Raw genomic sequence first — 12,017 nt, forward strand, 5'->3', positions numbered from 1 at the left:
ATCAGTCCTGTTGCAGTGCATGGCAGCGACATTCGAGCTACGGTGCCAGCAGGGGCGGACGCTAGAGCATTTGTCCCGAAGTGTCCATGCGATGAAAACGGCTGGCCTCCTACACCGCTTCGGTATTTGTGAGCAAAAACACAAGCTTCGCGGCTGAAGCCGCTCCTACGGTGCGTTGAGCGGGCTCAGCTCCAGAGCGCACCCACCGGCGTATGCGCCGGGTAGTGCTTGGCTACCTGGGCCTGTAGCAGTTCACCGCAGGCCAGGGCGTCGGTCAGGGCATGGTGGGCGCTGTACAGCGGCAGGCCATAGCGCAGGCGGCTGTCGGCCAGGCGGATGGAAATGGGATTACGGCCGCGCAGGCGATCCCACCAGCTCACCGTACGCTTGGGGTTCAGGCGCGCTTCCAGTTCCATGGTGTCGATGATGGGGAAGATCAGCCCTTCGCCAAGGTGTTCGCGCAGGGCCTGGTCGAGGAAGTTGCGCTCGATGTTGCGGTAGTGCGCCACCACCACCTTGCCGGCCAGGGCTTCCAGCAGTTCATCCAGGACATGGGCCAGGCGTGGCGCGTGGCGGATGTCGGAGTGGGTGATGTGGTGGAAGGTGACCGATTCGGCGCTCAGCTCCGAGGTGGGTTTGACCACCCAGTAACGCGACTCGGCACAGCGCACGCGCTCCAGGTTGAGCGGTACCAGACCGAGGCTGACGATGGCGTGTTCGCGCGGGTCGAGACCGGTGGTTTCCACGTCCAGCGCCACCAGCGGGACGTCCGCCAGTGGTGTCTCGGCCTCGATGCAGCCCGCGCCGTAGAAAGTGCGCAGACGTTCATCCTGGCTGCTGTCTGCGAGACTGGCGAACAGCTGCGGCCAGTCCTGGTTCTGATAGGCAGTCATTGCGGACGGGTCAGAGGCTGGGCCGGATAGCGGAAGCGCAGGAATTTCTGTGCATTGCTCACCACCTGGAACGCTTCCTTGAGGTGGTGGCGCTCGCTGGAGCTGAACTTCTCCGGCTCGACGTAGTTGTCCGGCGGGTTGCCGGCCTCCACCTCACGTGCCTGGTGGCGGATGCGCACCAGGCTGAGGAACTCGAAGGCGTAGCGCAGATGATCCAGTGCTTCTTTGGGCAGCAGTTTGGTTGCCGCGATGGCGTCGAGGCGCTCCAGCGAGTTCTGCGCCTTGGAGCCGCAGGCCAGGGCGTGCACGCGGATCAGGTCGGTGAGCGGCGCAGTGCCACGGCCCTTGAGGTTGATGATGTTCTTCTGACGGCCGTCGGTTTCCATCACGAAGGTGCGGAAGAAGCCCAGCGGCGGCGTGCGGTTGAGGGCGTTGCGAGCCAGCGCGGCGAGGAAGGCCGGGGTCGCGCTGGCCTTTTCCGCCAGCAGCTCCTTGAGGTTTTCCACCAGCGCGGTCTTGCCGTACACGCCGTCGAGGTCGAAGAAGATGCTGCTGTTGAGCAGGGTCTCCGGGTTGGGCTGCTCGATCCAGCGGGTGAAGTAGCCACGCCAGACTTTGAGCGGCTGGCGCCACTTGGGGTTGCTGGCCATGATGCCGCCCTTGCAGTAGGCATAACCGCAGGCGGACAAACCATTGCTGACGAACTGCGCCAGCTCGGCGAAATAGGGGTCGTGCACTTCCGGGTCGAAGCTGTCGTCGAGTACCAGGGCGTTGTCCTGGTCGGTGAGCAGCAGTTGTTCGTCGCGGGCCATCGAACCGGCGATCATGAAGCAGTACGGCACCGGCGGCGGGCCGAGTTTCTCCTCGGCGAGCACCAGCAGGCGGCGGGTGAAGGCGCGGCCGATGCTGCTCATGGCGCGGCCGACCATATGCGCGCTGGCGTCGTCGGCGACCATGCGCACGAAGGTCGCATGCAGGTCGGGCAGCAGGCTCTTGAGCCCCTCGACCGAGTCCTTGTTGAAGATGCTGTTGACCAGGTAGAGGCTGCTGCGCGACTCGTAGCGAATGACGTCGGCGAGGGAAATCATGCCGACCGGGCGCCGGCGCTGCAGCACAGGCAGGTGGTGGATGTTGTTGCGCAGCATGCACAGCATGGCCTCGAACACCGACTCGTCGGCCTGCACGGTGACCGGGCCGGGCGTCATCACCTGGCTGACCGGTGTATCGCCCGGTAGCCCTTCGGCCAGCACGCGTACGCGCAGGTCGCGGTCGGTAAGAATGCCGGCCATCACCTGAGTCTGCTGATCGGCCACCTGCACCTGCGCGGGGTTGGGCCAGCGCCGGGCCGGGTTGACGATGATCACCGACGACACGCCCTGTTCGGTCATGACCCGCGCCACCTGCTGCACGGGCATGTCCAGCGGCACGCTGACCGGCGAGCGGCCGATCAGCTTGCGGGCCTTGATCTTCATCAGCTCGCTGGCTTTGCCGTGGCTGTCTTCCAGCGCCGACTTCAGCCGCGACTGGCCTTCGGCCTCGACGAAGTCGGCGAAGTTGTCGAACTGATCGCACAGCTGCTGGAACAGCGGGCCGGGGATGAAGTAGATCAGGCTGTCTTCCAGGGCCCGGGCGGCCAGACGTACCTTGTTGCCGCGCAGCAGGCCGGCCTGGCCGAAGATGTCGCCTTCGGTCAGGCGATTGTGCAGCTCGCCCCCGCGCCGGTGAATTTCCACGGCGCCACTGCGAACATAGTGCAGCTCGTGGATCGGCGCGCCAGCGGCGAGAATCTCGCTACCGGCTTTGAAGTAGCCCACCTGCACCTGTCGGGCGATGTCATCGAGCGTCTGCTCCGGCAGATTGTCGAAGGGGGCGAAGCGATTCAGGTGATCGCGGATTTCGATCAGCTCGATCTGCATGAGAGACTCGCTGGCTGGCTGGGATTACAGGATACGAGCATAACGTTGGGATGTCCTCCCAGGGTGTCGCTATGAGGAAAGTGGCCGTCACAACAGGCCAAACAAGGAGGGACTATGCAAGGTTCGGGTTTATGGTGGATCGTCGGTGCGCTGCTGCTGGGCGCCGCAGCGACGGTCTTCTACTACAACCGTCTGGTATTCAACCGCCACCGTGTGGCTGAGGCCTGGAGCGGCATCGATGTGCAGCTCAAGCGCCGCTCCAGCCTGATTCCGGCGCTGGTCGAGTGCGTGCGGCAATACATGAGCTACGAGCAGAGCGCGCTACAGGCGCTGGTGCAGGAGCGCCAGCGCGCCGTGCAGCTGAGCGACTCGCCATTGGCTCAGCGCGCACCGGTCGAGGCGCAGTTGGGTAGCCAGCTGCGTCAGCTGTTCGTGCTGGTCGAGGACTACCCCGAGCTCAGGGCCGACAGCCGCTTTCATGAGCTGCAGGGCTCGATCAGCGAAGTCGAGAATCACATCCAGATGGCCCGGCGTTACTACAACGGCGCGGTACGCGAGCTGAATATTCTGGTCGAGTCGGTGCCCAGCAATCTGGTGGCCCGTTTGTTCGCCTTCGAGCAGGCCGAGTACTTCAGTCTGGATGAGCCGGACGACGCCCATTCCCCGAAACTGGAGTTTTGAACATGCAAGGATGGCTGCGTAGCCTGCTGCTGTTGTGTTGTCTGCTGCCCGGCCTGGCGCTGGCGCAGGAGGTGATCGAGGATTTCGCTGTCAGCCTGCAGGTCGAGAGCGACGGCAACCTGCTGGTGACCGAGCGCATCACCGTGCGCGCCGAGGGGCGGGACATTCGCCGGGGCATCTATCGCGATCTGCCGGTCAGCTATGCGCTGCCGATGGGGCTGCAGCAAAGCAACCCGATCAGGCTGCTGGAGGCGACCCGCGATGGCAAGCCGGAGTCGGTACGCAGCGAGCGCAATGGCGCCTGGGTGCGCTTCTACCTCGGCTCTGCCAACGTGTTGCTGGAGCCGGGACGTTATCGCTATGAGTTGCGCTACAGGGTCGGACGGCCTTTGTTGCATCACGCTGATCGCGACGAGCTGTACTGGAATGTCACCGGCAATGGCTGGCTGTTCCCCATTCGCCAGGCCTCGGTCGAGGTGCGCCTGCCAGCCGGTGCGCGTATTGGCCAGCTGGCCGCCTACACCGGAGCCAGCGGTGCGCAGGGGCAGGCCTATGAAGTGCAGCAGCGCACGGACGACTTTCTGCGTCTGGCCACTACCGAGCCGCTGCCGGCCTCGAGCGGGCTGACGGTGGCGGTGGACTGGCAGGCCGGTTTGCTGCCGCGACCTACAGCGTTGCAGGGCGCTGTGCAGTTGCTGCGCGATAACCTGGGTCTGTGTGTCGGCGCGCTGTTGTTGCTCGGTCTGCTGATCTTTTACCTGCTGGCCTGGCACCGCGTCGGTCGTGATCCGCGCAAGGGCGTGATCATCCCCCTGTTCGAGGCACCGCAGGGCATGAGTGCGGTGCAGGCGGGCTATCTCTGGCATCGCGGCCTGCGTGGCGGCTTCTCGGCGGCGCGTGCCTTTGGCGTATGGCTGACCAGCATGGCCATCGGCAAGCACCTGCACCTCGAGGACCGGGCTGGCGGTGGTTTCAGCCTGGCTCGCGACCAAGGTGCGAGCGCCAGTTTGAGCGAGCTCGACCGTGACGTGCGCAAACGGCTGTTCCCGGCGAACAAGGAAGGCATCGGTCTGCAATCGGTAGTGACTACGAGCCGCGTCTGGCTGATGCGGTAGACGCGCTGAGCAGTCGGCTGGACGTGGAGGGCAAGGCCTGGTTCGTCAACAATCGGGGGCTCTGGGTCTGCGGCCTGATCTGGGCGCTGCTGTCCTGCGTGGGCATGCTGCTGTTGAGCGTCGACGGTGAGAACGACCGGGTCGGTGCGATCGTCGGGCTGGTGTTCTCGCTGGCATTCAGCGTGCCGTCGATCATTCTGTTCGGCATGGCCTGGCGTCAGCCCAGCGTCGGTAAACGCATCAAGTTCTGCCTGATGGCGCTGATGTTCTTCTGGCCGGCACCTGTCGGCCTGGGCATGGTTGGCGCCATGGCGTCATTGCCGGTGTTGCTGCTGATCGCGCTGTACCTAGCGCTGGTGGCGCTGTTCTACTTTCTGCTGCCGGCGCCGACGCTTGCCGGGCGGCGCCTGCTCGATGCGTTGGAAGGCTACCGCAACTACCTGCAGCTGGCGGAGAAGGACGCGTTGGCACTGGCCGGCGATGCCCCGGCGATGAGCATTGCGCTGTACGAGCGTCATCTGCCCTATGCCATGGCCCTGGGCGTGGAGGACAAATGGAGCGCGCGTTTCAGCGAGGCGCTGGCCAGCGGCCTGATCGACCCGGCGCAACGCGACTATCAGCCGACCTGGTATCACAGTCGCAGCAGCTACAGTTCCCCGCAGGCTCTGAGCAGCGCCCTGGCCGCTGGCCTGAGTAGTGCGGCGGCGTTGGCATCGACGCCGCCTGCGAGCAGCTCTTCGGGGGGCGGTGGCTCATCCGGTGGCGGTTCCTCCGGTGGTGGCGGCGGAGGCGGAGGCGGCGGCGGCTGGTAGCCGACGTTCAGAACTCGTTCTGCAGGGCCTTGTAACCGCGCACCAGGTCGATGTTGGTACGCGCTACGTCCTCCGAGAACTCGCTGGCCGATACGCTCACCCGTGGCAGGCTGGCGAGGTCGGTCTGCGGCCCGATGCGCTGGGTCGAGGTGACATGAAAGCCCGGCGGCAGGTCGCAGCCGTCGACCACGGCGTTGTGCCGTACCACGCAGCCATCGCCGACGGTGCAGTTGAACAGCACGCTGTTGAAGCCGATGAACACGCGATCGCCCACCGCGCAGGGGCCATGGATGATCGAGCGATGGGCGATCGAGCTGTGCTCGCCGATGGTCACCGCAGCGCCGGATTTGGAGTGGATCACCACGCCATCCTGGATGTTGGAGTTGGCGCCGATGACGATGGGCTGCATATCGCCGGTTTCGTCCAGCTCATCGGCGCGAATTACCGCGTAGGGTCCGACGAAGACGTTGTCGTGAATGATCACCTTGCCGCAGATGATCGCGGTCTTGTCGACATAGGCCGATTCGGCGATCAGCGGCAGATGGCCGGAGGGGTTCTTGCGGATCATGCTGGCTCCTTGAGCGTGGGGTGGCAGACGGCGACCCTGGTGCCGACGCCAGCGGCGCGGGCTGATCATGGCCGGTTCCAGTTCCAGCGACTGGTGGCCACGGCGTCGTGGGCATGCAGGCTCTCGCCATGGACCACCTTGATGCGAAACGCCTGCGCCTGTGGCAGCTGACGCACGGCCCGGTGCAGGCGGCGTGCGGCGTCTTCGCAGAACATCAGGTTCTGCCCGTTGGCCAGGGCGAAGGCCTGTTCATCGGCGCGTTTGACGGCGGTCTGCACGGCAGTGCCCAGCGCCTGCTCGGCCGTGTCGACCAACGCCAGCAACGGCAACTGCCGTGTGCCGGCGTCCAGACGCACCTGCAGGGTGGCGCTGCTGCGCTGGCTATGCGGCGTCGCCACGATGCCCTGGGTCGAACCCAGCCAGTCATGCAGTTGCTGGCGATCCACCTGACCTTCGGCGAAGTCCTCGGCGAAGCGCTGCTGGATCAGCTGGCGCGCGAGTGCAGCAGAGCAGGGGCAGGTGGATGAGTAGCTGACCTCGACCTGCAGCTCCAGGCTCAGGCCGCGGCCGTCCTGGCGGGCGTGGATCTCGAACGGGTAGGGCTTCCAGCCATGCAGCGGGCTGACCAGGGCGGGGCGTTGCAGCACGACGTCGCCATGCAGGCTCAGACTGGCGCTGTCGGAGAGCTGCTGATGGCTGCCGAGGCATTCGTCGAGGACCTGCTGCAGGGCGGCAACGTCCAGCTCCCGGTGCGCCAGGCGCTGCGCCGCCAGGTACAGACGCGACATGTGAATGCCACGGGCGCCGGGGTCATCGAGGCTGACGCCGATATCGAGACGGGCCCCCACCGGGCTGTCGAGCAGACGAACGGGCAGGGCGATGCCGGCCATGCCCACCCAGTCCAGGCTGAGTTCATGGTGCGTGGGTTGAGCAGCGATATCCGGCAGAGTCATTTCGTTCATTGCGTATCCGTGGGTTGCTGGTAATAATAAATGTTATGTTATAACAATTAAAGTTATCCAGACGAAGCCATGAGCGAGACATCCCTGAGCCAAGCCAACCTGCTCGACCAGCCCGCCGAGGACTACATGAACGAAGCCCAGCAACGGTTCTTCCGTGAACTGCTGCTGGGCCAGCGCAGCGAACTGCAGCTGCGCATCGACGATGAATTGGCCCTGCTGCGCGAGCCGGACAGCAGCAGCGACGTCGCCGATATCGGCGCCGCCGAGGAGCAGCGGCAATGGCAACTGCGCCTGCTGGAGCGGGAAAAGAAGCTGCTCGACAAGATCGACCAGGCGCTCGAACGCCTGGCGCGTGGCGAATACGGCTGGTGCGCCGAGACCGGCGAAGCCATCGGCCTGAAACGCCTGCTGCTGCGCCCCACCGCGACCCTGTGCATCGAAGCCAAGGAGCGTCAGGAGCAGCGCGAAAAACATCAGCGTGACCGTGACTGAATGAGGAATCCCCGATGAACCAACGTCTACCCGTTACCGTGTTGTCCGGCTTTCTCGGCGCCGGCAAGAGCACCCTGCTCAACCATGTGCTGAAGAACCGCGAGGGCCGCAAGGTCGCGGTGATCGTCAACGACATGAGCGAAATCAACATCGACGGCAGCGAAGTGCAGCGCGATGTCAGCCTCAACCGCGCCGAAGAAAAACTGGTGGAGATGAGCAACGGCTGCATCTGCTGCACCCTGCGCGAAGACCTGCTCGACGAGGTCAGCCGCCTGGCCAGCGAAGGCCGTTTCGATTACCTGCTGATCGAATCGACCGGGATCAGCGAGCCGCTGCCGGTGGCCGAGACCTTCACCTTCCGCGACGAGCAGGGCCGCAGCCTGTCCGACCTGGCGCGGCTCGACACCATGGTTACGGTGGTCGACGGGGTGAATTTCCTGCGCGACTTCCATGAGGCCGACAGCCTCGCCAGCCGTGGCGAAACCCTCGGCGAAGAAGACGAGCGCTCGATCACCGACCTGCTGATCGAGCAGGTGGAGTTTGCCGATGTGATCCTGATCAGCAAGATCGACCTGATCAGCCAGGCCGAGCGCGAGGAACTGATGGCCATCCTGCGCGGCCTCAACACCCACGCCGATATCCAGTTCATGAGCATGGGCCAGATCGCCCTGGACAAGATCCTCGACACCGGCCGCTTCGATTTCGAGCGCGCTGCTCAGGCGCCGGGCTGGCTCAAGGAACTGCGCGGCGAGCACGTGCCGGAAACCGAAGAGTACGGCATCGCCTCCAGTGCCTACCGCGAACGCCGGCCGTTCCACCCGCAGCGCTTCTTCGACTTCCTCAGCCGCGAGTGGGACAACGGCCGCCTGCTGCGCTCCAAGGGCTTCTTCTGGCTGGCCAGCAAGTATCAGGAAGCCGGCAGCTGGTCGCAGGCCGGCGGCCTGATGCGTCACGGTCTGGCCGGGCGCTGGTGGCGCTTCGTGCCCAAGCAGCACTGGCCGCAGGACGAGGAAGGTCTGCAGGGGGTAATGCGCTACTGGAATGCCGAAGTCGGCGATTGCCGCCAGGAACTGGTGTTCATCGGCCAGAACATCGACTTCGCCCGTCTCGGTCGCGACCTCGATGCCTGCCTGCTGAGCGATGAGGAAATGGCCGCTGGCCCCGAGGCCTGGCGCCAGTTCGACGATCCCTTCGGCAGCTGGCAGGAGCAGGCCGCATGATGCACGCCCTGCGTTTGCCGGAGGCGCCGAGCCAGGTGCTGGAGCGCAACATCGATGTGCTTGGCGCGGTGCTTGACGATGGCTGCAACCTGGCCGTTTGGCAGCGCCAGCTGCCGGCGCAGATTGCCGACTTCGCCACGGCCCTGTTGATTCAGGGTGAGCCGCTGGCGCAGTCGATGACCTTGCAGCTGGCCGATGCCGATGCTCAGCCGAACCTTGACGGGCTGGTCGCGCAGTACGCCGACCTGCCGGGGCAGGCGGCCTTCCTCGCCGATGTCAGCTGGCTGGTGCGTGCCTATGCCTGCCTGCTCGATGCCCGTCGCGTCGGCTTGCGCCTGCGGGTGCTGGACAAGGCCATGTGTCCGCGTTTTCACGTCGACCATGTGCCGCTGCGGCTGATCACCAGCTATGCCGGCCCCGGCAGCGAATGGCTGGAGGAGAGCGCCATGTCGCGTCGTGGGCTTGGCCAGGCCGATGCCGAACCGCAGGACGATACGTCCATCCAGCGGCTGCAGGCCGGCCATGTGGCGCTGGCCAAGGGCGAGAAATGGCAGGGTAACGAGGGCCGTGGTCTGATCCACCGTTCACCGCAGCCGCCAGCGGGTCAGCGGCGCCTGCTGTTGACGCTGGACTGGTTGGCCTGAGCATCGTGTTGCATCGGCTGTAGGAGCGCCGCCTCGGCGCGAAGCGGCTGCAGCCACTGCGGTATTCGCGGCGGGGCGCCGCTCCTGCAGGGCCTGCCATTCAAGGCTGGCGCAGTAGCTTTTGGTAGGGGCCCTGCCTCGAAGCGAGGCCTATGCTGCTGCCAGGCATGACGGACAAAAAACTTCCGGGAGAAGTTTTTGACGTCGCGCAGCGACGGCCCGGAGGGTGGCCGCCAGGGATGGCAGGCCACAAAAAAACAGGCCGGAGCGACTGCCCCGGCCTTAAGCACCAAGAGATCATGTCGACGCGTGACTCGACATGAGGGTTACGTGAGGTACCCGTGGCTATTAGGCGCTAGTTTGATGACGCTTTGATGTCAGGGCTTGATCCACTGACCGCGATACTGGCCGGTGCAGGCCGGCTCGAGGTACCGCGCATCGCTGGCCACACCGTAGTAATGGATGTTCTGCTGGTACAGGTCGTTACCGGCCAACGCGTTCTGGCAAACGCCGTAGGCACCCTCAGGGCATTGCTCGACGAACTCCACCTCGACCTTCTGCCCCTGCAACTGCGGCTGACAGAAGCCTTCGCGGAACAGCGTGCTGGGTACGTTGCGATTCTCCTGGCACACCTTCACGTCCAGGCGCTCGGCCTTACTGCGCACGACGCAGGCCTCGGCAAGCGCCAGGCCCGGCAGTAGGGAAAACAGCAACAACCATGCACGCATCTGCTCGACTCCAGGAAAAACTGCCCGCGAATCTAACACGCCGACCCGTTGCAGTCTGTGCCACGAAGCACCGACCATAGCGCCATGCTCAGTCATATCCCCACTCATCTGATCGCCGGTCCTCTCGGCGCCGGCAAGACCAGCCTGATCCGTCATCTGCTGGCGCAGAAGCCGGCGGCTGAACGCTGGGCGGTGTTGATCAACGAATTCGGCCAGATCGGTCTGGACGCCGCACTGCTGGAGCAGGGCGACGAAGGCATCGCCATGGCCGAGATCGCCGGCGGCTGCCTGTGTTGCGTCAATGGCGCGCCCTTTCAGGTCGGCCTCGGTCGCCTGTTGCGCAAGGCCCGCCCCGATCGCCTGTTGATCGAACCATCCGGTCTGGGCCACCCGGCGCAGTTGCTGGCGCAATTGCGTCAACCGCCCTGGGTCGGTGTGCTGGCTGTACAGCCGGCGGTGCTGGTGCTTGACGCTCAGGCGCTGGCCGGGGGGCAGCCGTTGCCTGATGTGCAGCTCCAGGCGCTGAACGAAGCTGGGCTCTTGTTGCTGAACAAGAGCGCTGGCCTGGATACGGCCACGCGCGCGCGAATCACCCGCGCGCTGCCGGCTGTACCGCTGGTATGGAGCGACCATGGCCGGCTCGATCTGTCCCTGCTGCCGGGGCAGGCCGTACAGGCGTGCTCCGTCGCGGTGGTTGCCGAACTACCCAGCGGCGCGTCGCCGCTGGCGCAGCTCTGGCGCCATGCTGATGAGCCGATCTGGCAGAGCCAGGATCAGGCCGAGGGCTGGAGCATCGGCTGGCGCTGGCACCCGAGCCAGCGCTTCGATCTGGCTCGGGTCACGCAGTGGCTGCAGTCGCTGGCCTGGCTCAGGGCCAAGGCCGTGCTGCACGGCGATGAGGGCTGGTACGCGCTCAACGCCGTGCAGGAACAGGCTGTGGATAACTGGCGCGACAGCGAGTGGCGCAAGGATTCGCGGCTCGAGCTGATCTTCAGTCAGAAGCAGGACGTCGAGGCATTGACGGTCGCTTTCGCACAGTGCCGAATCGAGACGACTGGCTGATACACTCGCTGCGCTTTCATCGTTGTGGATAACCTTCATGCAACTGCTTCCCTGGTCTCACGCCACTTCTGCTGGCTTTACCCTGCGCGGCTGGCACACTCCGGCCTCGGGCAAGCCGCTGCTGCATTTCCTGCATGGCAACGGCTATTGCGGGCGCGTCTATACACCGATGCTGGCGCAACTGGCCGAAGACTTCGATCTCTGGTTGTGTGACGTTCAGGGTCACGGCGACAGCGATCATGGCGGCCGCTTTCACGGTTGGAACCGCAGTGCCGAGCTGGCTGTGGAGGCGTTCGAAGCGCTGCGTGGTCCGTTCGGCGAGGTGCCGCGTTTTGCCGTTGGGCACAGCTTTGGCGGCGTGCTCAGCAGCCTGATCCTGGCTCGTCATCCCGACCTTTTCCGGCGTGCAGTGCTGCTCGACCCGGTGCTGTTCAGCCCGGCGATGATCGGCGTGATGGCGCTGTCCGATGTGGTCGGCCTGGCGCAGCGCACCGGTATGGCAAAGAAGGCACAGAAGCGCCGTCGGCAATGGCCGGACCGGGCCAGCGCTTATGCGGCCTTGCACGGCCGGGGCATGTTCAAGGGCTGGGACGAGGCGGCGTTCGCGGCCTATGTCGAACATGCCCTGAAGGATGTCGAGGGTGGGGTGGAACTGAAGTGCCGGCCGAGTCGTGAAGCCGATATTTTCGGCTCCTATCCGCGTCGCTTGTGGCCATCGCTGGGCAAGGTCTCGACCCCGACGCAAGTGATCCACGGCGTGCATACCTATCCCTTCGTCGCCAAGTCGGTGGCGCGCTGGTGTGCAGGCAATGCCCATGTCCGCAGTCAGGTGGTTCCGGGTGGGCACTGTTTCATGCAAGAGCAGCCGGCGGACAGCGCTGAGCGGGTGGCGAACTTCCTGCTGCAGCGCGGCTGAGACACGCT

The 12,017-nt window shown here is 65.0% G+C and carries 13 protein-coding genes; 8 read left to right on the forward strand and 5 right to left on the reverse strand.

Translation table 11 applies throughout. The features are described 5' to 3' along the window. Positions 1-185 precede the first annotated feature (185 nt). Both ACJRW5_RS18060 and ACJRW5_RS18065 read right to left on the reverse strand, forming a co-directional pair. Complete coding sequence (locus ACJRW5_RS18060) at positions 186-893, reverse strand: 3'-5' exonuclease (RefSeq protein WP_484571874.1); 708 nt, start codon at positions 891-893, stop codon at positions 186-188. Then, positions 890-2,809 carry a DUF294 nucleotidyltransferase-like domain-containing protein gene (locus tag ACJRW5_RS18065; RefSeq protein WP_484571875.1) on the reverse strand — a complete coding sequence of 640 codons (1,920 nt, stop codon included), beginning with the start codon at positions 2,807-2,809 and terminating at the stop codon, positions 890-892. The genes ACJRW5_RS18060 and ACJRW5_RS18065 overlap by 4 nt, the downstream gene beginning before the upstream one ends. A 114-nt stretch (positions 2,810-2,923) precedes the next feature. On the opposite strand from ACJRW5_RS18065, the gene ACJRW5_RS18070 reads away from it, so the two are divergent. Genes ACJRW5_RS18070 through ACJRW5_RS18080 form a run of 3 tightly spaced genes read left to right on the forward strand, consistent with a single transcriptional unit; the run spans position 2,924 to position 5,417 of the window. Continuing rightward, positions 2,924-3,490: a LemA family protein gene (locus tag ACJRW5_RS18070; RefSeq protein ID WP_484571876.1), complete on the forward strand. Its 567-nt coding sequence runs from the start codon at positions 2,924-2,926 to the stop codon at positions 3,488-3,490. Between the two features lie 2 nt (positions 3,491-3,492). Then, positions 3,493-4,605, forward strand: coding sequence for a DUF2207 domain-containing protein (locus tag ACJRW5_RS18075; RefSeq protein WP_484571877.1), 1,113 nt, complete (start codon positions 3,493-3,495; stop codon positions 4,603-4,605). Positions 4,606-4,628: 23 nt separating this feature from the next. Next, positions 4,629-5,417, forward strand: coding sequence for a DUF2207 family protein (locus tag ACJRW5_RS18080; RefSeq protein WP_484571878.1), 789 nt, complete (start codon positions 4,629-4,631; stop codon positions 5,415-5,417). A gap of 7 nt (positions 5,418-5,424) precedes the next feature. On the opposite strand, the gene ACJRW5_RS18085 is transcribed toward ACJRW5_RS18080, so the two are convergent. Together ACJRW5_RS18085 and folE2 are read right to left on the reverse strand one after the other, a co-directional pair. Then, positions 5,425-5,985: a gamma carbonic anhydrase family protein gene (locus ACJRW5_RS18085; RefSeq protein WP_484571879.1), complete on the reverse strand. Its 561-nt coding sequence runs from the start codon at positions 5,983-5,985 to the stop codon at positions 5,425-5,427. Positions 5,986-6,050: 65 nt separating this feature from the next. Continuing rightward, positions 6,051-6,947, reverse strand: coding sequence for a GTP cyclohydrolase FolE2 (gene folE2, locus ACJRW5_RS18090; protein WP_484571880.1), 897 nt, complete (start codon positions 6,945-6,947; stop codon positions 6,051-6,053). Between the two features lie 69 nt (positions 6,948-7,016). Here folE2 and dksA point away from each other — a divergent pair, with 69 nt between their 5' ends. Genes dksA through ACJRW5_RS18105 form a run of 3 tightly spaced genes read left to right on the forward strand, consistent with a single transcriptional unit; the run spans position 7,017 to position 9,303 of the window. Further along, positions 7,017-7,439 (forward strand): RNA polymerase-binding protein DksA, encoded by a 423-nt coding sequence (dksA, locus tag ACJRW5_RS18095; RefSeq protein ID WP_484571881.1) that lies wholly within the window; start codon positions 7,017-7,019, stop codon positions 7,437-7,439. 14 nt (positions 7,440-7,453) lie between these two features. Next, the gene (zigA, locus tag ACJRW5_RS18100; RefSeq protein WP_484571882.1) at positions 7,454-8,659 is read left to right on the forward strand and encodes a zinc metallochaperone GTPase ZigA; all 1,206 of its coding nucleotides are present in this window, start codon (positions 7,454-7,456) and stop codon (positions 8,657-8,659) included. Further along, positions 8,659-9,303: a DUF1826 domain-containing protein gene (locus tag ACJRW5_RS18105; protein WP_484571979.1), complete on the forward strand. Its 645-nt coding sequence runs from the start codon at positions 8,659-8,661 to the stop codon at positions 9,301-9,303. Before zigA ends, ACJRW5_RS18105 begins: the two co-directional genes overlap by 1 nt. 377 nt (positions 9,304-9,680) lie before the next feature. Here the strand turns inward: ACJRW5_RS18105 and ACJRW5_RS18110 are convergent, their stop codons facing one another. Further along, complete coding sequence (locus ACJRW5_RS18110) at positions 9,681-10,031, reverse strand: NADH:ubiquinone oxidoreductase (RefSeq protein WP_484571883.1); 351 nt, start codon at positions 10,029-10,031, stop codon at positions 9,681-9,683. 84 nt (positions 10,032-10,115) lie between these two features. On the opposite strand from ACJRW5_RS18110, the gene ACJRW5_RS18115 reads away from it, so the two are divergent. Beyond that, the gene (locus tag ACJRW5_RS18115; RefSeq protein ID WP_484571884.1) at positions 10,116-11,093 is read left to right on the forward strand and encodes a CobW family GTP-binding protein; all 978 of its coding nucleotides are present in this window, start codon (positions 10,116-10,118) and stop codon (positions 11,091-11,093) included. Positions 11,094-11,130: 37 nt separating this feature from the next. Beyond that, positions 11,131-12,009: an alpha/beta fold hydrolase gene (locus ACJRW5_RS18120; protein ID WP_484571885.1), complete on the forward strand. Its 879-nt coding sequence runs from the start codon at positions 11,131-11,133 to the stop codon at positions 12,007-12,009. Positions 12,010-12,017: the final 8 nt, after the last annotated feature.

Source organism: Pseudomonas pichavaramensis (genome assembly GCF_050473265.1).
GTDB lineage: Bacteria > Pseudomonadota > Gammaproteobacteria > Pseudomonadales > Pseudomonadaceae > Aquipseudomonas.

Coding starts and splice junctions, on each gene's coding strand:
- ACJRW5_RS18060 (WP_484571874.1), bottom strand. CDS start 893: ATGACTGCCTATCAGAACCAGGACTGGCCGCAGCTGTTCGCCAGTCTC.
- ACJRW5_RS18065 (WP_484571875.1), bottom strand. CDS start 2,809: ATGCAGATCGAGCTGATCGAAATCCGCGATCACCTGAATCGCTTCGCC.
- ACJRW5_RS18070 (WP_484571876.1), top strand. CDS start 2,924: ATGCAAGGTTCGGGTTTATGGTGGATCGTCGGTGCGCTGCTGCTGGGC.
- ACJRW5_RS18075 (WP_484571877.1), top strand. CDS start 3,493: ATGCAAGGATGGCTGCGTAGCCTGCTGCTGTTGTGTTGTCTGCTGCCC.
- ACJRW5_RS18085 (WP_484571879.1), bottom strand. CDS start 5,985: ATGATCCGCAAGAACCCCTCCGGCCATCTGCCGCTGATCGCCGAATCG.
- folE2 (WP_484571880.1), bottom strand. CDS start 6,947: ATGAACGAAATGACTCTGCCGGATATCGCTGCTCAACCCACGCACCAT.
- dksA (WP_484571881.1), top strand. CDS start 7,017: ATGAGCGAGACATCCCTGAGCCAAGCCAACCTGCTCGACCAGCCCGCC.
- zigA (WP_484571882.1), top strand. CDS start 7,454: ATGAACCAACGTCTACCCGTTACCGTGTTGTCCGGCTTTCTCGGCGCC.
- ACJRW5_RS18105 (WP_484571979.1), top strand. CDS start 8,659: ATGCACGCCCTGCGTTTGCCGGAGGCGCCGAGCCAGGTGCTGGAGCGC.
- ACJRW5_RS18110 (WP_484571883.1), bottom strand. CDS start 10,031: ATGCGTGCATGGTTGTTGCTGTTTTCCCTACTGCCGGGCCTGGCGCTT.
- ACJRW5_RS18115 (WP_484571884.1), top strand. CDS start 10,116: ATGCTCAGTCATATCCCCACTCATCTGATCGCCGGTCCTCTCGGCGCC.
- ACJRW5_RS18120 (WP_484571885.1), top strand. CDS start 11,131: ATGCAACTGCTTCCCTGGTCTCACGCCACTTCTGCTGGCTTTACCCTG.